This window comes from Candidatus Kaiserbacteria bacterium (assembly GCA_016699245.1).
GTDB lineage: Bacteria > Patescibacteriota > Minisyncoccia > Phycocordibacterales > UBA918 > Damh-18.
Window position 1 is genome coordinate 15,176 of the sequence record CP064968.1, and the last position, 19,778, is coordinate 34,953.

Sequence of the window (19,778 nt, forward strand, 5' to 3'; positions counted from 1 at the left end):
GCGACTATAAAAATGGATGTACTCTCTGTGGTGCATATCTAAAGTGGTATCTCAACGAGTTTTGATACGAGGAAGCCTGTGAACAAATTCGTTGAGGCACAACTTTTGCAGGGCCTCGCGGACGACCTCAGGGGAGGAGCGGAGCAAAGGCCTGAAAACTAAAAGCATTGCTTTTAGTTTTCAGGCCTTATGCGTGCCCTGCAAAAGTTCGTGCCGAGAAAGGATTTGTGGATTGTAGGTAATATGGTACCGAATAAGAGTTTTGAGGTATTAAAACAATCTCTAGTTAAAATAAATCCCCGCTAGCCTTGGCCATCGGGGATTTATTTTTGTGTCCTTACACTATCTTTGCGACGTAATTTGCGGGGGCGGTTTTTAGGTATTCTTGTATCTTTTCTTTGGTGAGGAGGCCGTTCTGGGCACCAATGTGTTGTACTACGGACATGGAGTTAATAGGGCCCCATGCGAGTGCTGTCTTCACATCGTGTCCAAGAATAAGTGCGCTTACAAATGTGGATGAGAATGAGTCACCGGCACCGGTGCGCGAGACCGGTTCTTTCGGGTCGGGGTACATCGGCATGTACCACGCGGTATCGCCTTCGAGTGCGTATGCGCCATTAGGCCCGTCGGTAATCACGGGAATCTTTGGACCGAGAGCCTTCATCATGCGGAGGAGGGCAGGAATACTTTGTTCTTGAGTTTTAAGAATCTCCTGTGCTTCTTCTTTGTTACAGAAAAAGATTTCTGTAACCGCGTAGAGGTCCTTCAGTTCCTCATAGCCAAGACGAATCTGGAAGGTGCCCGGCTGAAACGCAAGTTTGGTCTCGGGATGCTCTTTTACATACTTTGCAATTTCGTGATGGAATGCAACACCGTTTTCGCCAATGGATGAGAAGTAGAGGAAGCGTGGTGATGTTTTGAAATCAGGGAGTTGGTACGGAAACTCCTCGTGTTTAATAAGAATAGTACGTTCTGCACCGTACCGGAGAATATAGTGATAATTCGTCTTTTTGCCTTCATGAATCTTTATGTAGTCGGTATCAATACCTTCTTTACGCAAGGTGTCGAGACAATCACTTCCATTACGATCGTGTCCAAGGCTCGACACAAGCGCTGCGCGCAACCCGAGACGGTGTGCTGCAACTGTTGCATTTGCAGAATTACCCACAGCATTAACGACAACGACGTCCTTGTACGGAAGTTTGCCACCAAAAGCCATTTCGAGTTTCTTGCGTCCGGTCTTTTCATCTACGGTTACTTTAGCGTCTTCTTGTGATAATTCAATAAATGCGTCTACGGTCGTGTCGCCAATGGCAACGAAATCATACTGTTGATCCATAATGAGAGTAGTATAGCATCCCACACTTTGCATCATGGTATAGTAGGGGGGATTATTACACAGCGTAACCACACAATGCACTATGGCACTCATTTACATTACACGTCATATTCCAGAAATCGGTATCAATTTACTTCGCGCCGCAGGGCACACGGTGGATGTGAGCACCAAGGACGGTGTGCTCACTCCACAAGAATTAGTGAGTGCCGTGAGCGCAAAACCGTATGATGCAGTCATTTCACTTCTTACCGATACCATCAATAAAGAAATCTTTGACGCAGTACCCACGGCAAAGATTTTTGCAAATTATGCCGTGGGGTACAACAACATTAATCTCGAGGATGCAAAGACTGCTGGGGTAACTATTACTAATACCCCCGGAGTGCTCAATGATACCGTTGCCGAATTTACCATCGCACTTATGCTCGCGATTGCACATCGTATCCCTGAATCAGAAACATTTACTCGGACGGGGAAGTTTGTGGGATGGGGACCAGAATTATTTATCGGTACCGACGTAAAGGGAAAGACTCTTGGTATCGTGGGTGCAGGGCGTATTGGCTACGAGGTAGCACGACGTGCGTATCATGGTCTTGGTATGAACATTGCATACTATGATGTGGTGCAGTTACCGACACTTGAAAAAGATTGTAAAGCGACCTTTGTGGATTCAGTTGAAGCGCTCCTTCCTCTCGCGGATGTCGTTTCTATTCATGTGCCACTTTTGCCTACTACAAAGCATCTCATTAATGCCGAGCGTCTTGCACTCATGAAGCCATCTGCATATCTCATTAATACCTCACGTGGACCCGTGGTGGACGAAGATGCACTCGTCGTCGCACTTCAAACGGGAGTGATTCGAGGAGCAGCGCTCGATGTGTATGAGTACGAGCCTACGCTCGCAAAGGGTCTTGCATCACTTCCAAACGTGGTGATTACCCCGCATATTGCATCAGCCTCAGATGAGACCCGTGGAAAGATGTCTGTCATGGCTGCGCAAAATGTGATTGATTTCCTCGCAGGGGAGGTACCTGAAAATAGGGTGGCCTTAGAATAAGGAGTGTAACGACTATATTCTAAGAGCCCGTCGTTTTTTCCTCCCCCCGGAGGTAAAAACGACGCGTACACTCATACCTTCTAAAAAATATACCCTACCTAAGAGCCCGTCGTTTTTTCCTCCCCCCGGAGGAAAAAGCGACGCACCACGTCGGTCATGGTTGAGAAAAGTTGAAGTTTTGCGTACGTATGGTATGGTAACCCACACAATTAAGCATTACATTATGACATTTTCACTTACCGTAGAGGCGCGTACCGAGCGAGGAAAGAAACTCGTGCAGTTGCGCGAAGCAGGAAAACTTCCTGCAATTATGTATGGTCCAAAGGAAGAAGCAACTGCTTTAACCATCGACCGTGTTGAGTTTGAAAAACTCTTTAAGCAGACGGGAGAATCAAGCGTGATTACACTTACTGGTCTTAAGACTCCAAAAGAGGTGCTCGTGAACGACGTTGCCTTTGATGCACGTCGTGGTGGAGTGATTCACGTTGACTTTTACGCTGTTGAGGCGGGGAAGGAAATTACGGTTGATGTACCGCTTGAATTCGTCGGTGAGGCTCCTGCAATAAAGCAGGGAGGTACACTTACTAAGGTACTCCATGAAGTGTCTATTACCTGTATGCCCGCACATCTTCCAAAGGAGATTCTCGTGGACGTATCGGGACTCGATGATTTTGAAAAACAGATTCACGTGCGTGACCTCACTATTCCCGCAAACGTCACTCTCGAAAACGATGGGGATGAAGTGGTGGCACTCGTACAGGCGGTGAGTGAAGAAGTAGAGACCCCTGTAGCCGTAGACCTTGGGGCTATTGAAGTAGAAAAGAAAGGAAAGACTGAAGTTGCTGAGTAATTATGAAGCAAATGAAAAGGCCCACAATTGCAGAGCAATTGTGGGCCTTTTTCTGTGGGTGAAAAAGTAGATACCAAAGCCTCAAATTGGTATACTACAGACAAGAGTTATGTATATCAAAATTTTGGTACTGAGTGTTATTTTTGTGAGTGGCAGTTTTTTATTGCCATCCTTTGTGCGAGGCCAAGCACCCGCCATTTGTAACGACGACGTTACGGGGAAGACAGAAGACCAACTTAAAATTGACCTTGCGCTCTGTAATGCAGAGATTGCAAAATGGCAGGGTATCCTCACGGGCACACGCGACAAGGTGACTACTATCGACGGCGACGTAAAGGCGCTCACGGCCAAAATCAAATCAGCCGAGGCAACCATCAAATCTAAAAACATTGCCATCTCTCAACTCACGAAAGATATTAATGTGCGGAGCAAGAAAATTGACGGTCTCGAAGTACTCATTGACGATGGAAAAAAGTCACTCGCGCAACTCCTCCGTCGTACGAATGAACTCGACGATTACTCGCTTGCTGAGGTAATACTCGATAGTAAGAAACTCTCTGATTTTTTTGTGGACCTCGATTCTTTTCTTTCGATTCAGCGTGGGCTTGAAGATCACTTTTATGCTGTTCGCGAAACTATAGCAGAAACTGAGGAGGAGCGAGAACGACTCGGCGAGATCCAAGATCAAGAACTCGATGCAAAATATGATGTAGAAATAAAAAAGAAGACGATTACCAAGACTGAACAGCAGAAGAAAGAGTTACTCGCCGCCACAAAACAAGAGGCAAAATCATACGAGCAAATTGTGGCTGACAGACAAGCAAAGGCAAATCAAATCAACGCTGCACTCTTTCGTCTCCGTGGTGTTGATGGTGGTGGTATTCCATTTAAAGACGCGCTCGCCTATGCACAGGAAGCGTCTCGCTATACTGGTGTGCGTGCAGCATTCATTCTTGGTATCTTGCGTCAGGAGTCCAATCTGGGGGTGAATGTAGGACAGTGTCTTCTCACGGATGCGACGACCGGAGCAGGAAAGGGGAAGAACACGGGTACGCCATTTTCAAATGTCATGAAGCCAGACCGCGATGTTCCGTACTTCATAGACATGATGAAGCGCTTGGGACGTGACCCGTACCTCACTCCCGTTTCTTGTCCGCAGTCCATCGGATACGGAGGAGCAATGGGTCCTACTCAGTTTATTCCCTCAACATGGAAAGGATACGAGGGGCGTATCGCCACTGCTTTTGGCGTCCCCGTGGGTGACCCATGGAATCCTCAACACGCTATCATGGCTACGGCACTATTTCTTCAAGATTTGGGCGCAGCGCGTGGCGGGTACTCTGCAGAGCGTGAGTCCGCAGGTCGCTACTATGCAGGAGGCAACTGGGCTCTCTATGGTCTCGGATACGCAGCCAGTGTGCTCGGCCACGCCGAAGTTTACCAAGACAACATCGATTTCTTGAATAATCAGTAGTACCTAGACCTAAACCCAACTGTTTTAAAACGAGCAGGGTTCTATCCTAGAAAGCGGTGCCACCTCAAAACTCTTATTCGGCACCACTTTATATCTGCACGCATAAGCCCCAGAATTAAAACCTAAAGGTTTTAATTCTGGGGCTTTGCTCCGCTCGCCCAATGAGGGCTGTGCGAGGCATCTCTAAAGTGGCGCACTCAACAAGTTTTGATACGAAGATGCACATGAACAAATCCGTTGACGCACAACTTTTGCAGCGCCTCGCGCAAGGCCACGCAGGCCGAGCGGAGCAAAAACCTAGAATACCAAATGCGAAGCATTTGGTATTCTAGGTTTTATGCGTGCGGGGCAAAAGTTCGTGCCGAGAAAGGATTTGTGGTTTTTGAACTTGTACGCAAATAAGTCTTTGGGGATGGGCGATACCGGTTGCCAAATAAAGCAATTCTGGTATAGTGTCACGACTATGAAAGCAGATATACACCCAAAGAACTACCGAACAGTCATTTTCCACGACAACTCAAGTGGAGAGCGGTTTCTCGTTGGTTCTACGATTCACACGGAAAAGACTGAAAAGTGGACAGATGGCAACGAATACCCGATTGCATTTGTAGACGTTTCAAGTGCTTCGCACCCATTCTACACAGGACAGGAAAAGGTGATGGACACTGCAGGACGCGTCGAACGTTTCAAGGCTCGTGTGGAGAAGTCAAAGGCAAAGGGAAAGAAGGCGTAAGGAAAAAGCCGGACTCGCACGTCCGGCTTTTTGTTGCCTGTAATTTGCTATACTTGAATGGTCTCACATCTATCGTATGGAATTCAATAATGAACATCTTGCCCTCTTTAGGGAAAATCACAAAACGCAGTTTCTCTGTGGGCAATTTGATGCGCTTCGCGCTAAGCGTCTGGAAGCAGAAGGACTTGCGCTTGACCCCACGATGGCAGAATTGGTGCAGGAAGAAATCGCGTCTCTCGACGAGCAAACGACACACCTGTATACAGAAATGGAGCGCATCCTCGAAGATTCTAAAGTTGAAGAAGCTAAGCCCTATGGGGTACTCCTTGAAGTACGTGCAGGGGCAGGGGGAGAGGAGGCTGCGCTTTTTGCGGAAGAACTCGCGTATATGTACCTACGGTATGCCGAGATGAAGGGGTGGCAGACTTCCACCGCATCTGAGTCGCGCGCTTCACAGGGTGGCTTTAAGGAAGCGACATTTGAGATTATTGGTAATGACGCCTACGACGCACTCCGCTATGAGACTGGCGTCCACCGCGTCCAGCGTATTCCCGTTACTGAGAAAATGGGACGTATCCACACCTCTACCGCATCCGTGGTCATTCTCCCCATGCGTCGCAAACCTATTATTGAGGTGAATCCGAGCGACTTTGATATGGAGTTTTCTCGTTCGGGAGGTGCAGGAGGGCAGAACGTCAACAAAGTGGAAACGGCAGTGCGCCTCATTCACCGCCCGACAGGCCTTGACGTGCGTTGCCAGTCTGAGCGCAGTCAGTTGAAAAATCGAGAAAAGGCCATGACTATGCTCATCGCCAAACTCGAAATGGCTCACGAGGAAGAAGAATCAAAAAAGCATGCTGCCACCCGCAAGTCACAGATTGGTACCGGTGACCGCTCAGAAAAAATCCGCACATATAATGTGCCACAGAACCGCATCACTGACCATCGCATCAAAGAGTCATGGCACAATATCCATGAAATCCTCGCAGGCAATCTTGCTGATGTCGTGAAATCCCTACAACGAGCCGAGGCAGGAGCTAGTGCTGGCGAGATTGCAGAATAAGGGGTGCTGTGGTACTATCCGACTGCTCTTTTAATGGGCGTATTTTTAATTATGAATATAAATCACACATCGGAGAAATCTCTTATCGAGCGTCTTTTTGACGTTGGTGCACACTTTGGCTTTACGAAGTCACGTCGTCACCCTACTGCAACCACATTTATTTTTGGGAACAAGCAGGGGACTGACATTATTGATCTTGAACAAACAGCACTCGCACTCGAGAATGCAAAAAATTTCTGTCTCGAAGCGGGAAAGGCAGGGAAGACAGTTCTCTTTGTCGGCACAAAGGAAGAAATGACCGTGACCGTAAAGGCTCACGCAGAACAGGCAAAAATGCCTTTTGTGGTGAATCGATGGGTGGGCGGTATGCTTACCAACTTTTCTGAAATTAAAAAACGTGTACAGCGTCTTAAGGATTTGGTAGCTCAAGGAGAATCAGGAGAGCTTGAACGCAAATACACAAAAAAAGAACGTGTCGTGATTGGTCGTGAACTCGACAAACTCGTACACAATTTTTCTGGTATTCAGCATATGGATCGTCTTCCATACGCAATGATTATTGTTGACCCTCGTCACAATTTTATTGCCGTAGAGGAAGCAACCGATCTCAATATCCCAATTATCGCTATTGCAAGTTCAGATACTAATCTTCGTCCTATTACCTATCCAATCGTAGCAAATGATGCACTTCAATCGAGTGTCTCACTTATTCTTGACGAACTTACCACTGCGTACACTCAGGGTGTTGCAGAATTTACTCCTCTCCCTACTCCCCGCCGCGAAGAAGTACGTCGTTAATACAAAGCACCGCCAAAGCAGTACTTTGATAATTATTTAATTTGCTCTTTATATTTATGGAAATTACATCAGCACAGCTTAAGGAATTACGAGAGTTGACCGGAATCTCTGTTATGCAGTGCAAGAAGGCTCTTGAAGAGGCAGGAGGTGACATGGAGAAAGCAAAGATTATCCTGCAGAAGAAGGGGGGAGAAATTGCGCTCAAGAAATCAGATCGTGCACTCGGTGCAGGTGCTATTGGAAGTTATGTACACTCCACCCATGAAGTTGCTGCGCTCGTGCAACTTTCTTGTGAAACCGACTTTGTCGCAAAAAATGAGGAGTTCAGTGCACTTGCACGCGAAATTGCTATGCATGTTGCCGCACAGAGTCCTCTCTACATCACTCGTGAAGAAGTCACCGACGAAATACTCGCAAAGGCAAAAGAAGTCTTTATGGCAGAAGTGAAGGATAAACCTGCAGAAATGCAGGAGAAAATTCTTGCTGGCAAAATTGACGCATACTTCAAGGACCGCATCCTTATGGAACAACCCTTCATTAAGGATCAAGACAAGACCATTGGAACCTTGGTAAGTAATGCTATTCAGAAATTTGGCGAAAACGTTGTCATTAGCGCAATCTCTCGACTTTCAGTAAAATAGAGTAATGAGTACTCTCGAACAAGTATTTTTAATAAGTGTTTTGTTTGTGGTTGCTCTCGTTTTGCTTTTTCATGTTGAGAGAAAGAACGGTAAGCGTTTTGGAGAGCATCTTCGTATTCGCACTGATTATATAGTTCTCAAAGCAACGAAATACGTTCATACGGCACTCAACTACACAGGGCGTGATTTTGTCCGTCAAGTGGCACATTATCTCTTTCATACAATTCTTCGCAATGTGCTTGAGTTTACGAGAAGTGCTGAAAAGGGCTTACGTAATATGATACGCATCAATAAGACATTGGCAAAGCGTGCTGAGCGTGAGAGTGTCACGCGTACTAAACTCGAAGAAATAGCAATTCACAAAGTAGCAACAGCGCTTACCGAGGATGAGAAGCGCATACGTAGGGAAAAGGAATTGCGGGGCCATCCGCATCAATAGGTTGCATTTTTGGACGATTTCTTTCATAATACACCCCGTGCGCAAAAGCGCATTTTTTGTACACAGAAAATATTTATTTTCTTTGAGCCGTCTTAGCTCAGTTGGTAGAGCAACGGTTTTGTAAACCGTAGGTCCTCGGTTCAAACCCGAGAGACGGCTCAAAGAAAAGAAATAGAAGTAGTCTTAGCGAAGGTGGTGGAGTTAAAACAGTGCGGGGCACTGTTTTAAAGTTTTGTAAACCGTAGGTCCTCGGTTGACCAATTTTTCTTACGACCTTAAGGGAGTTAGAAAAATGGAAATGTCCTTGTGGCGCAAACCCGAGAGACGGCTCAAAGAAAAGAAATAGAAGTAGTCTTAGCGAAGGTGGTGGAGTTAAAACAGTGCGGGGCACTGTTTTAAAGTTTTGTAAACCGTAGGTCCTCGGTTGACCAATTTTTCTTACGACCTTAAGGGAGTTAGAAAAATGGAAATGCCCTTGTGGTGCAAGCCCGAGAGACGGCTCAAAGAAAAGAAATAGAAACTAGGTCACACATGTATTAAAAAAGCCCCGATGGTAACTCATCGGGGCTTTTTTAATCCCTAAAGTGCGCTATACTCCCATATTATGGCAAAACATTCGCACCTACTCCCCTATGCAAACCGACCAGATTTTAAAGTTGGTCGCGCACCCGAACTTACCGGTCGAGACCGAGTGCTGTATCGTTTTCTCGAAATCCTTCCAGGTGCAGCATCATGGACAGCACTTGTGGGCATGGTTCTCATGTCTATTTATACACCCTTTTTTGCGGCATACTTCATTATTGCATTTGCTGTCTTTTGGGTCCTTAAAACTGCTTTTCTTTCATACCACCTTCGTTATAACTGGAAGCGTCTTCGGAGTCACATGACTGCTGATTGGAAAAGGATGATTGAGCGTTTTGAGTATGAACATCTGTATCATCTCATTATTCTTCCATACTACAATGAGTCTGAAGAAGTAATTAATACATCTCTCGCCTCTCTCGCAGAAGTACGGTATGACAAAAAAAGTATGATTGTGGTGCTTGCGCGTGAAGAGCGTGCAGGTGAAGGCGCTGCACTCGTTGCAGAACGCATGAAAGAAAAGTGGGGAAGTACCTTTGGCAGTTTTCATATTTCTGCACACCCTGCAAATCTCCCGGGTGAGATGGCCGGCAAGGGCTCCAATGCCACGTGGGCAGCAGAAGATGTACGAAAAAAAGTTCTTGACCCTCATGGTATCCGCTACAATCATACACTGGTATCAATTTTTGATATCGACACCGTCGTGTATTCCGACTATTTCAATTGTCTCGTATGGCATTTTATAACAGCACCGCGCCCACTCAAGAGTTCATTCCAGCCAGTACCAGTTTTCAACAATAATATGTGGGAAGCATCTTCACTTGCACGTGTGGTGGCGATGTCTTCCACCTTTTGGGAAATGGTACAGCAGGAGCGCCCTGAGCGCATGGCGACTTTTTCTTCCCATTCTGTCTCATTTCAAGCATTGTATGAAATTGGCTACTGGCAGACCAACATGGTCTCCGAGGATTCGCGCATTTACTGGAATCTTCTCCTTGCGAATGATGGAGAGTACGATGTGATTCCGCTTTCGTACCCTGTCTCCATGGACGCTAATGCCGCACCGACATTTTTTGGTACAGTTAAAAATATATACAAACAGCACCGCAGGTGGACCTATGGTGTTGAAAACTTCGTCTACGTGGTGTATCACTTCACGAAGAATAAAAATATTCCCCTTGGCCGTCGCATTAAAATTGCGCTCCAGCAGGCAGAAGGGTATTGGTCTATGGTCACGAATCCGATTATGCTCATTATTCTCGGTTGGGCACCAATCTTTTTTGGAGGACGTGTCTTTCATGAGACGGTACTTTCCTACAATCTTCCTATTGTGGTACGCGACCTTCTTATTCTCGCGATGTTTGGTCTTGTGATTTCTTCCATGATATCTCTCACACTCATTCCAAAACGTCCTGAGGGGAAAAGTCGTTTCGTGTATATTGTGATGGCATTGCAGTGGGTTCTGGTGCCGATTACGATGGTTATCTTTAGTGCGATTCCCGGGCTCGATGCGCAGACACGACTTATGCTCGGTAAGTATATGGGTTTTTGGGTTACTCCCAAATCCCGGTGACGCACGAGCACCTCATCTGCTTTGTTGCCCTGCAAAACTGCAGCCTCACCGTACGTCATGTACGCCTCGACAGCAGTTTTTTGTGCGCCGCGCATCTGTGGCACTCGTGCGTCACCGGTGGTGCTGGGGCAATCAAATCAATCTGGCGGAAGCGTACGGTACGCCTCGGTTTAAAACAATGTATCTAATGTACGTCCAAGGAATATGACTCATATTTTAGTGTAGTTTTAAGTTTTGAAAATGACTCTACTTCGTGGTACCCTACATCTACTATGGGCCCACATATCGAGGTACAGCCACTCCCACACAAAACGCGTCAGCGAACATTTTTGTTTCTGGTACTCATTTTTCTTGTATCTCTCCCATTCCTGTACTTCTATGCTACGGGGTATCGTTTTGATTTACAGAAACCTACAAACCTCGTCAGTACCGGTGGTATATATGTCGCGGTTGATGTAACCGGCGCAGACATATTTATCGACGGAGAACTCGTGCGAGAGACACGCACGTTTCGCAAGGCTTTTTATGCTCAAAGATTAGATGCTGGCACACACCGTGTTCATGTGCAGAAAGACGGATACCATACGTGGGTAAAAGAACTTCCCGTTTCAAAGCGACTTGTCACCGAGGCAGAAGCGTTTAATCTCCCTCTTGTACCACAGGTGCGTGTTATTACTCCGTTTCTGTCTGCAACGGGCACTCCTGTGGTACGTACACCCCTTCTCACTGCATCCACTTCCGAGATGATGCTCGCTACTACCACTACGGCAACATCTACCTTTATCAATAATGGAGAGTACACACGGCTCATTGAAAACTTCAATGCAACCACCACCGAGTTACAGGAAAGTACTGCAGAACAAATTAAAGATATTTTCAACACGAGCACGACAACCGAAGTGAAGGGGGAAGAAGCTACTTCGACCATTACCTATAACGGTGTACAACTCATACGTGCGAGCGACGAGGTCTTTGCGACATGGGTTGGCTCGTTTGAGCAGATGCCGTACTACTACTGTGCGCCCGATTTCCCTGCATACAGCACTTCATCACCTGCTGATACCTTACCTTCTGAAGTGATTCCTACGCCTGAAGATGAAGTAATTCTCCTTGAGGAAGGCATTATGGGCCCCGTACAAACTATTCCAAAAGATACGGCGTGTGACCCACGTATTCGTATCGATAGAAAATGGCAGGAGGTGAGTGATTTTGATTTCTTCCCCGGAAGCACCGACTTTGTGGTGATGGCACTGAGTGACGGCATCTATGTGGTAGAGGTAGACGACCGCTCATGGCAGAATGTGCAACCACTTATCATGGGTACAGATCTTGCATTTCATATAGAGAACGGCTCGATTTATGTATACGACGGTGCTCTTATTTATCAAGTATTATTGCAAACTGAATAAGTACTATGACACCGAGTAACGGACACCAGCACCCACTTACGCAGATGATTGCAGAAATTAATAGTATTTTTGCAGAGATTGGTTTTGTGTTTGCAGAAGGTCCTGAGGCAGAGCGTGAGCACTACAATTTTGATAGGCTCAATGTCCCCAAGGATCACCCCTCACGCGATATGCAAGATACGTTTTGGTTTCGCCGTAGTGATGTGAAGGAACCTACTGTGCTCCGCACACACACTTCTGCTGTACAGGGTCGCTTTATGGAAGCACATACTCCCCCCATGCGTGCTATTGCGTTGGGGAAAGTGTTTCGTAATGAGGCAACCGACGTCACTCACGAAGCACAGTTTTATCAGTTTGAAGGATTTTACGTGGACAAAGAGGTGCACCTCGGACACTTGAAGGGCACACTTGAATACTTTTTCGGAAAGTTCTTCAGAGGGGATGTGGAGGTACGATTCCGTCCCAGTTTCTTTGGTTTTGTGGAGCCGGGTGTCGAGGTGGATATGCGTCTCAACTCAGGTAACTCAAAACTCGTGGGGAAGTGGATTGAGATTATGGGTGCCGGTATGATTCATCCTAATGTACTCCTTGATTCTGGCATTGACCCCTTACTATACTCAGGCTTCGCCTTTGGTATGGGGCTTGATCGACTCGGCTTTATGAAATACGAGTTTGATGATATCCGCACACTCTATAGTGGTGACCTCAGATTTGTAAATCAGTTTTAGAAATAGAAAATAGAAGATATAAAATATAAAATAGAAAATAGAAGATATGGAAAATAAAAAAGAAGTGTCACAGACAGAGAAGGAAGTTTTTAAGATGAGACTTATTGATTTTTCTGTTTCAACTATGAAACTGTGTCATGATTTTCGCAAAGATCCCACACTTTGGTCGTTGAGTGATCAACTGATTAGAAGTGCAACTTCGATTGGAGCAAATATTAATGAAGCACAGGGAGCAAATTCTAAAAAAGATTTTGCAAATTATTTTCAAATCGCACTTAAATCAGCTAGAGAAACTCGATATTGGATACAAGTAATAGAGCGTTATAACAGTAAGATAAAAGATATCGAGTTCGTACGTAATGAAAATGAAGCGCTCATAAATATCTTGCATGCTTCATTAAAAACCCTGAGGTCGAAACTGTAATATCTTCTATCTTCTATTTTCTATCTTATATTTCTCATATGAAAGTAATTCACGATTGGCTTAAAGAGTATGTGGGGGACGCAATGCCTGACGTCGCCACCTGCGAAGACCTTTTCACGTTTCATGCCTTTGAGGTAGATGGTGTTGAAGTGGTGGAGGGGAAGGATGTGCTCGATATTAAAGTTTTGCCAGACCGTGCGAGTGATTGTCTTTCACATCGGGGTATCGCCCATGAACTTGCCGCAATTATGGGCGCACCACTCACGCATGACCCGCTTCGAGAACCGGTAGCACTTGTACCGCTCACTGAAAAAATCAAAGTAACTATAGAAGATACACAGGCATGTCGTCGCTTTGGTGCGGCGCTTATGACGGGTGTTGCGGTGAAGGAATCACCCGAGTGGCTCAAAGCGCGTCTTCACGCACTCGGGCAACGCTCCATCAATAATGTGGTCGATGCGACCAACTATGTGATGCTTGGACTTGGACAGCCTCTCCACGCATACGACGCGGCCAAGTTCCCGCATACTAATGATATGTGGCATTTTGGTGTCCGTATGGCTCGTGAAGGGGAGGAGGTCACGACACTTTCGGGCGACACCTACTCACTTACCCCACTAGTCCAACTCATTACCGATGCACCGAGTGGTGTGCCTCTCGGCATCGCAGGTATAAAGGGAGGAAAACTTGCCGAGATAGATGCAGCGACTACAAATATCATTCTTGAAGCAGCAAACTTTGCTCCACAGATTACACGCAAAGCCGCACAATTTTTGAAACTCCAAACCGACGCTTCAAAGCGTTTTGAAAACAATCTCTCGCCCGAACTCGTGCCTTACGCACTCGTAGAAGTAGTGCGCCTCATTACTGAAATTTCAGGGGGAACCTGTGCAGGATATGCCGATGTGTATCCAACACCATTTCAGAGTGTTCCCGTCACCGTTTCACTTACACAGGTGAATGCACTTCTCGGCATGACACTTACGGAAAAAGAGGTAGAAGATATTCTCACGCGCCTTGGATTTTCATTTATCAAAGACGGAGACGCATGGACCGTCACTGCGCCATGGGGACGCACTGATGTCACCATTCCTGCGGACGTTATTGCAGATATTGGTCGCGTGTATGGATACGAGCATGTTGCGTCGGTACTTCCTCTACCCATGCCACTTGCGGAGTGTAATGCTCGCCAGTACTACAGTGAGATAATTCGTCATGTGCTTGTTGAAGCAGGATGTTCTGAGGTAATTACTTCTTCATTCCGCAAGAAAGATGTCATCACACTCCAAAATGCACTTGCAAGTGATAAGGGGTCTTTGCGAAGTACGCTCACCCACAACATTCGCGAAGCACTCGACAAAAATATGCCGAACGTCGACCTCCTCGGACTCACCACGCTATCACTTTTTGAGATTGGTACTGTGTTTAATAAGACTACGATGGGCGATGATGTGATGGAGCATATATCGCTTGCGATTGGTGTACGGACAAAGCAACAGGGCTACACACCCAAAGACGATGCACTACTCGCCTCACTTGTGACGCACGTAGAGGAAGTACTGGGAGTCATGCTTAATGGCGTAAGTGACAAAGGTGTCTATGAGTGTAATCTCACCGATGCTCTCAACACGCTTCCGGTACCACAGACCTACGATGCGTATGTGCCACAAGAGCCTGTTTCCTTTACTCCTTTTTCCGCATACCCATTCATCTCACGCGATATCGCACTCTGGGTACCCGAGGCAGTGACGGCTGAAGAAATCGAAAGAGAAATCCGCGAGCATGCCGGTACACTCCTCACCCGCGTGACCCTCTTTGATTCCTTTACAAAAGAGGGGAGAGTCTCCTACGCCTTTCGCCTCATCTTTCAGTCTCACGAAAAAACTCTCACCGATGATGAGGTAGGACCTATAATGCAAACCCTCACCACCACCCTCACCGCAAAAGGTTTTGAGATTCGGTAGTTTTAAAGTTCTTTCTTTCCAAGAATCCAAAGAACTCTTTCTCCGTACCACTACGGCCATCTAAAATCCTTTCTCGGCACGAACTTGAAAAAACCACGCATAAACCTAAAACCATCAATCCTTCGGATTGGTGGTTTTAGGTTTTGCTATGCTCGCGCTGTGTGCGCTCCGCAATGCTTTTTTAAAGTTGTGCCTCAACGGATTTTTACGTATATGCCATTAAGAACTCGTTGACGCACTGCTTTTATGCAGCCTCGCGCAAGGCCCCACAGGCCGAGCGGAGCAAAGACCCAAAACTCACATTCTACGAATGTGAGTTTTGGGTTTTATGCGTGCTGAAGAAAAGCAGTGCGGAAAAAGAGTTCTGTCGCCAACATACAGAGTTCGCGACGAGAGGGAATTTCCTCCATTTTTCTCGCCAATTCCCACGCATTTTTGCCACAGGGGGAAGGGGGACAAAATGGCTTAAATTTGCTATACTTTTGGCTATTATTGGGTATTTATAAATCGACAAAAACGTGAGTAAACAAAGTTCATATAGCGCTGATTCGATTCAGATTCTTGAAGGTCTTGAGCCTGTGCGCAAGCGCCCGGGCATGTACATCGGTACCACTGGTCCTGATGGTCTGCATCACCTCATTTGGGAGATTTTCGACAACTCGCGCGATGAGGCCATGGGTGGCTTTGCCAATCGCATTGAGGTAGCACTGCTTCCGGGCAACTATATTCGCGTTGTCGACAACGGTCGTGGTATTCCGGTGGATACTCACAAGCAAACAAAAGTCTCGGCTCTCGAGACAATTCTCACCACACTCCATGCGGGAGGAAAGTTTGGTGGGGAGGATGGTGGATACAAGGTCTCTGGCGGTCTCCACGGCGTGGGCGCATCGGTGGTAAACGCGCTTTCTACGCACATGATTGCTGAAGTGCATCGTGATGGGGGGTATTTCATTCAGGAGTACACCATCGGCAAGCCAAAAGCAAAGGTCAAGAAAGTTGGCCCTTCGAAATTCCATGGCACTATTATCACCTTTCGTGCTGATGGAACTATTTTTCCTGAGATTAAGTACGAGTTTAAGCGGATTGTGTCTCACTTGCGCCAGCAAGCGTACTTAGTAAAGAGTATGCGCATTAGTGTCATTGACGCACGTCCTACTGAGGAGGAGACAAAGGATGTGACTGAGAAAGATGTGCAGAAGTTTATGTCGGGTATTCTCGGGAAGACCTATCTTTCTGATGAACACTTTGAGGTACCACACGAACACTTCTTCTTTGAGGGAGGGCTCCGTTCGCTTGTGGCTTTTAACAATCACTACCAAACGCCGGTGCATAAAAATATCTTTTATGTGGAGAAGCAGAATGTAGACCCTGCAGTACTTTCAGTAGAGGTGGCACTCCAATATGTAGATGATATCAGTCCGCGCATTAGTGCATTTGCAAACAACATCTTCAACCCCGAGCACGGTACACACATCACGGGCTTTAAAACTGCGCTCACCCGTACTCTCAATAATTACGCAAAGAAAAATAATTACTTCAAAGAGAAAGACGGTGCATTCACTGGAGATGACGTTCTTGAGGGTATTACTGCGGTAGTATCGGTAAAGATGCCTGAAATACAATTTGAAGGGCAGACAAAGGCAAAACTAGGCTCTGTGGAGGCTCGCAGTGCCGTGGAGACAGTCTTTGGTGATGCATTCAACGAGTTCCTCGAGGAAAACCCGGATGACGCAAAGGGAATCATCAACAAGGTGGTGATTGCCGTAAAGGCGCGTAAGGCAGCAAAGGCTGCAAAGGACTCGGTTCTCCGCAAGGGCGCACTTGAAGGTATGACCCTTCCGGGGAAACTCGCTGACTGCCAGACAAAGAGTCCTGCAGAATCAGAAATCTTTATTGTAGAGGGAGACTCTGCGGGTGGTTCGGCAAAGATGGGTCGTGATCGCCGTACACAGGCAATCCTTCCGCTTCGCGGAAAGATTCTCAATGTGGAGCGCGCTCGCCTCGACAAGATGCTTGCCTCAGAACAGGTGAAGAATCTTGTGGTTGCTATGGGTACTGCTATTGGTGATGTGTTTGACCTTTCAAAACTTCGCTATCACAAAATCATTATTGCAACAGACGCCGATGTGGACGGTGCGCACATTCGCACGCTTCTTCTCACCCTTTTCTACCGGTACTTCCGTCCCGTGATTGATGGGGGATATATCTACATCGCACAGCCGCCACTCTACAAGATTCAACGTGGTAAGGAGATTATGTATGCCTACAATGATGAAGAAAAAATGGCGATTCTTGGGAAAGATGCTGTCGTGTCAGAAGTAGAAGAAGGGGAGGAGACCCCCGAGCCTGTGGAGGAAGAAGTAGAGGCAGAGGCAACAGCAAAGACTCCTAAGATTCGTATCCAACGCTACAAAGGTCTCGGAGAGATGAATGCCGAAGAACTCTGGGAAACCACCATGAATCCAGACCATCGTGTATTGAAACAGGTGTCTATTGTCGATGCGCTCGAAGCTGACAAGGTGTTCGATATTCTCATGGGTACCGACGTCTCAAGTCGCAAGTCATTCATCCAGTCCAACGCCCACATGGCCAATCTCGACGTTTAAACTAAAATGACGGACATCGGATGTCCGTCATGCGGATGCCTGGCTTTGTTGTTGGTAGGTATACAAAATCGCCGGCGCCCGTAGGGCGCCGGCGATTTGCTTATTTTTCTTGCTTCAATTATTCCACCACCACACTGAGTGACGCAGTGTTGTTTCCTGTCTTTGTGTCACCAGCTACTGAAAGCGTATTGGTGAAGGTGACTACTTCACCCTCCTCCACATCGAGATAGAATCCAAGAGTGAACATCACATGTGACTGTGGGGCAAGTGGTGCCTGCACGGGTGAAGTATACACTTCGCCCGTAGGCAAGATTGTGGTGAATGACCAGTTGCCTGAAGTCTTGGTACCGAGGTTAATTACATCAAAGCGAATCGCATTATGTGCATCAGTGTTGAATGTCTTGGTGAATCCAAAGACACCATTTTGAAGCACTCCAGAGCCCAGAATCTGCACACTGAGGTCGGTATACATTTCCTTTGCAGGTGCTACAGGGATGACGGGCTTCGCAACTGGCTCTTGAGGCACCGTAGGCGTAACTGGCTTTTGGGTAGGCTCCTTCACCGCCTCAGGTACAGGCTTTACATCCGCAGGCTTCTTTTCAGTATCGACGATAGCTACTTCAGTCGTCGTTGCCGTTTCTCTGTGTGCTACTTCACGTACAGGAATTGTTGCGTTAACGACAGTAACCTTTGTGGTGTGTTTCAGAGTATCTCCCGTCTTATTATTTGTGAAGGCAACGGTGAGGGGAATATCGGTGAAGCGGAAGTCATCAGAAAGCGCGGTGAGGGAAAGCCCATGCACATTCGCCGGGAGGGTCAGTGTGTCAGTACAAGCGATAGGCATAAAAGTATCGTCACCACTTCGTACCTCGAGTCGTACTCCGGGGACACACTCGTACGTAAGGGCATATTCACCTTCAGTGCGGAAGTCTGTCCAAGAAATTTGGAATGACTCAGCAGAATTTACGACAATCTTTTCGGTCGCTATGGTTAATTCTTTTGCAGGGCGGTAGAGATTAATAGTCTCTGCAATAGACGCAAGGGAAGCAAAACCTTCCGGTGCACGCTTACTGCCTTCGACGGTGATATACACGAAAAAGGCGATGGTGACGAGAAAGCCAACAATCGCAAGTGTCTTCACGACGGCACTCTTTAGAGTTTGTGTTTCATTCATATGCAAGTATGCTACCACGATAATTCTACTATGTCAACACACAAAAAATGGCGCAAAAGCAGTGTATTGACAAAAACTATAAATGATGTACTATTCTAACAACTACATCAATCTCAATTTTTAATATATGACTCAAGCAAATCCCTACGCACCGTATTCTTCAAAGCGCGAACAGCGTATTGTCTTTTTCTTTGTGACGGTAGGGACTATAGCGCTTACCTATGCTTTTTTCTATATAGTCGATTTCCTTCCGGAGCAAAAGACCGATGGTAACGAAACTCCCTCACGCATGGAAGCGGAGCAGATGGCTGTATCTGAAACAGAGAATGTGACACTCAGTGATGAAGAAACTGAAAAGCAGGATACGCTCGCCCACGATACAACTGCAGTAGTGAGTGAAGACGCAACCTTTCCTATTGCTATCATTTTTGATTCACTCGATGATAGAAAAGTTCGTGTCCTTAATCCAGAATCTTCTTCGGTGGAGGCACTTGATGCAGCACTTCTTTCTGGTGTGATTCGTCATCCTGACTCAGCAGACTTTGCCGAGAAGGGCACCATATTCCTTTTGGGACACTCAAGTTATCTGCCGAATGTCATGAATAAAAACTTCCAAGCGTTTAATGGTATTCAAAAACTAAAGTGGGGAGATACTATTCGTCTCCGCTCCAGCGACACCGAATACGTGTACACGGTAGATAGGGTATACGAAGCAAAGGCTTCAAGCGCCGAGGTGCCACTGCAATATGATATCGCAAAGCTTGTGCTCGCGACCTGTAATACCTTTGCGAGTAAGGACGACCGCTTCGTAGTGGAAGCCACGCTCGTAGACTCATACCCGCTTGAGGATTAGTGTGTCGAGAGAGGAGAAGTGTCCGAACTTTGACAAAAAATAGGTTGTGATGTACAATATTTTTATATAGT

17 protein-coding genes and 1 tRNA gene are annotated in these 19,778 nt (G+C 46.6%); 16 read left to right on the forward strand and 2 right to left on the reverse strand.

Translation table 11 applies throughout. The features are described from left to right. Positions 1 to 337 precede the first annotated feature (337 nt). Complete coding sequence (locus tag IPH92_00070; protein QQR64968.1) at positions 338 to 1,339, reverse strand: carbohydrate kinase family protein; 1,002 nt, start codon at positions 1,337 to 1,339, stop codon at positions 338 to 340. Positions 1,340 to 1,421: 82 nt separating this feature from the next. On the opposite strand from IPH92_00070, the gene IPH92_00075 reads away from it, so the two are divergent. The 15 genes from IPH92_00075 to IPH92_00145 all read left to right on the forward strand — a co-directional run bounded on the left by IPH92_00075 (position 1,422) and on the right by IPH92_00145 (position 17,680). Then, entirely contained in the window at positions 1,422 to 2,396 is a 975-nt protein-coding gene (locus tag IPH92_00075) for a D-glycerate dehydrogenase (GenBank protein QQR64969.1), read from the forward strand. 193 nt (positions 2,397 to 2,589) lie between these two features. Further along, positions 2,590 to 3,246, forward strand: coding sequence for a 50S ribosomal protein L25 (locus IPH92_00080; GenBank protein ID QQR64970.1), 657 nt, complete (start codon positions 2,590 to 2,592; stop codon positions 3,244 to 3,246). A gap of 109 nt (positions 3,247 to 3,355) precedes the next feature. Beyond that, on the forward strand, positions 3,356 to 4,720 hold the full coding sequence (locus IPH92_00085; protein ID QQR64971.1) for a lytic murein transglycosylase: 1,365 nt from the start codon (positions 3,356 to 3,358) through the stop codon (positions 4,718 to 4,720). Positions 4,721 to 5,183: 463 nt separating this feature from the next. Beyond that, a complete protein-coding gene (locus tag IPH92_00090; GenBank protein QQR64972.1) occupies positions 5,184 to 5,453 on the forward strand; it encodes a type B 50S ribosomal protein L31 in 270 nt (89 codons plus the stop codon). Between the two features lie 76 nt (positions 5,454 to 5,529). Continuing rightward, positions 5,530 to 6,516, forward strand: coding sequence for a PCRF domain-containing protein (locus IPH92_00095; protein ID QQR64973.1), 987 nt, complete (start codon positions 5,530 to 5,532; stop codon positions 6,514 to 6,516). 51 nt (positions 6,517 to 6,567) lie between these two features. Next, positions 6,568 to 7,314 carry a 30S ribosomal protein S2 gene (gene rpsB / locus IPH92_00100; GenBank protein QQR64974.1) on the forward strand — a complete coding sequence of 249 codons (747 nt, stop codon included), beginning with the start codon at positions 6,568 to 6,570 and terminating at the stop codon, positions 7,312 to 7,314. Between the two features lie 56 nt (positions 7,315 to 7,370). Next, positions 7,371 to 7,955, forward strand: a complete 585-nt coding sequence (gene tsf / locus IPH92_00105) for an elongation factor Ts (protein ID QQR64975.1) — start codon at positions 7,371 to 7,373, stop codon at positions 7,953 to 7,955. Between the two features lie 4 nt (positions 7,956 to 7,959). Then, entirely contained in the window at positions 7,960 to 8,394 is a 435-nt protein-coding gene (locus IPH92_00110; protein ID QQR64976.1) for a hypothetical protein, read from the forward strand. A gap of 86 nt (positions 8,395 to 8,480) precedes the next feature. Beyond that, positions 8,481 to 8,553: transfer RNA gene (locus IPH92_00115), tRNA-Thr, on the forward strand. A gap of 445 nt (positions 8,554 to 8,998) precedes the next feature. Continuing rightward, positions 8,999 to 10,549, forward strand: a complete 1,551-nt coding sequence (locus tag IPH92_00120) for a glycosyltransferase family 2 protein (GenBank protein QQR64977.1) — start codon at positions 8,999 to 9,001, stop codon at positions 10,547 to 10,549. A 272-nt stretch (positions 10,550 to 10,821) separates the two neighbouring features. Continuing rightward, entirely contained in the window at positions 10,822 to 11,958 is a 1,137-nt protein-coding gene (locus IPH92_00125) for a PEGA domain-containing protein (protein ID QQR64978.1), read from the forward strand. A 5-nt stretch (positions 11,959 to 11,963) separates the two neighbouring features. Continuing rightward, a complete protein-coding gene (pheS, locus tag IPH92_00130; protein QQR64979.1) occupies positions 11,964 to 12,686 on the forward strand; it encodes a phenylalanine--tRNA ligase subunit alpha in 723 nt (240 codons plus the stop codon). Between the two features lie 46 nt (positions 12,687 to 12,732). After that, a complete protein-coding gene (locus IPH92_00135; protein ID QQR64980.1) occupies positions 12,733 to 13,110 on the forward strand; it encodes a four helix bundle protein in 378 nt (125 codons plus the stop codon). A gap of 38 nt (positions 13,111 to 13,148) precedes the next feature. Beyond that, on the forward strand, positions 13,149 to 15,074 hold the full coding sequence (locus IPH92_00140) for a phenylalanine--tRNA ligase subunit beta (GenBank protein ID QQR64981.1): 1,926 nt from the start codon (positions 13,149 to 13,151) through the stop codon (positions 15,072 to 15,074). Between the two features lie 506 nt (positions 15,075 to 15,580). After that, positions 15,581 to 17,680: a type IIA DNA topoisomerase subunit B gene (locus IPH92_00145; GenBank protein QQR65434.1), complete on the forward strand. Its 2,100-nt coding sequence runs from the start codon at positions 15,581 to 15,583 to the stop codon at positions 17,678 to 17,680. A gap of 118 nt (positions 17,681 to 17,798) precedes the next feature. Here the strand turns inward: IPH92_00145 and IPH92_00150 are convergent, their stop codons facing one another. Continuing rightward, the gene (locus IPH92_00150) at positions 17,799 to 18,854 is read right to left on the reverse strand and encodes a hypothetical protein (GenBank protein QQR64982.1); all 1,056 of its coding nucleotides are present in this window, start codon (positions 18,852 to 18,854) and stop codon (positions 17,799 to 17,801) included. A gap of 127 nt (positions 18,855 to 18,981) precedes the next feature. Between IPH92_00150 and IPH92_00155 the strand changes: the two genes are divergently transcribed. Next, positions 18,982 to 19,707 carry a sortase gene (locus tag IPH92_00155; protein ID QQR64983.1) on the forward strand — a complete coding sequence of 242 codons (726 nt, stop codon included), beginning with the start codon at positions 18,982 to 18,984 and terminating at the stop codon, positions 19,705 to 19,707. The last annotated feature ends 71 nt before the right edge of the window (positions 19,708 to 19,778 follow it).

What these genes read in the sequence shown, in the direction of transcription:
- IPH92_00070 (QQR64968.1), bottom strand. Translation starts at nt 1,339, where the DNA reads ATGGATCAACAGTATGATTTCGTTGCCATTGGCGACACGACCGTAGAC.
- IPH92_00135 (QQR64980.1), top strand. Translation starts at nt 12,733, where the DNA reads ATGGAAAATAAAAAAGAAGTGTCACAGACAGAGAAGGAAGTTTTTAAG.
- pheS (QQR64979.1), top strand. Translation starts at nt 11,964, where the DNA reads ATGACACCGAGTAACGGACACCAGCACCCACTTACGCAGATGATTGCA.
- IPH92_00155 (QQR64983.1), top strand. Translation starts at nt 18,982, where the DNA reads ATGACTCAAGCAAATCCCTACGCACCGTATTCTTCAAAGCGCGAACAG.
- IPH92_00085 (QQR64971.1), top strand. Translation starts at nt 3,356, where the DNA reads ATGTATATCAAAATTTTGGTACTGAGTGTTATTTTTGTGAGTGGCAGT.
- IPH92_00125 (QQR64978.1), top strand. Translation starts at nt 10,822, where the DNA reads ATGGGCCCACATATCGAGGTACAGCCACTCCCACACAAAACGCGTCAG.
- tsf (QQR64975.1), top strand. Translation starts at nt 7,371, where the DNA reads ATGGAAATTACATCAGCACAGCTTAAGGAATTACGAGAGTTGACCGGA.
- IPH92_00150 (QQR64982.1), bottom strand. Translation starts at nt 18,854, where the DNA reads ATGAATGAAACACAAACTCTAAAGAGTGCCGTCGTGAAGACACTTGCG.
- IPH92_00095 (QQR64973.1), top strand. Translation starts at nt 5,530, where the DNA reads ATGGAATTCAATAATGAACATCTTGCCCTCTTTAGGGAAAATCACAAA.
- IPH92_00080 (QQR64970.1), top strand. Translation starts at nt 2,590, where the DNA reads ATGGTAACCCACACAATTAAGCATTACATTATGACATTTTCACTTACC.
- IPH92_00140 (QQR64981.1), top strand. Translation starts at nt 13,149, where the DNA reads ATGAAAGTAATTCACGATTGGCTTAAAGAGTATGTGGGGGACGCAATG.
- IPH92_00110 (QQR64976.1), top strand. Translation starts at nt 7,960, where the DNA reads ATGAGTACTCTCGAACAAGTATTTTTAATAAGTGTTTTGTTTGTGGTT.
- IPH92_00075 (QQR64969.1), top strand. Translation starts at nt 1,422, where the DNA reads ATGGCACTCATTTACATTACACGTCATATTCCAGAAATCGGTATCAAT.
- IPH92_00090 (QQR64972.1), top strand. Translation starts at nt 5,184, where the DNA reads ATGAAAGCAGATATACACCCAAAGAACTACCGAACAGTCATTTTCCAC.
- rpsB (QQR64974.1), top strand. Translation starts at nt 6,568, where the DNA reads ATGAATATAAATCACACATCGGAGAAATCTCTTATCGAGCGTCTTTTT.
- IPH92_00120 (QQR64977.1), top strand. Translation starts at nt 8,999, where the DNA reads ATGGCAAAACATTCGCACCTACTCCCCTATGCAAACCGACCAGATTTT.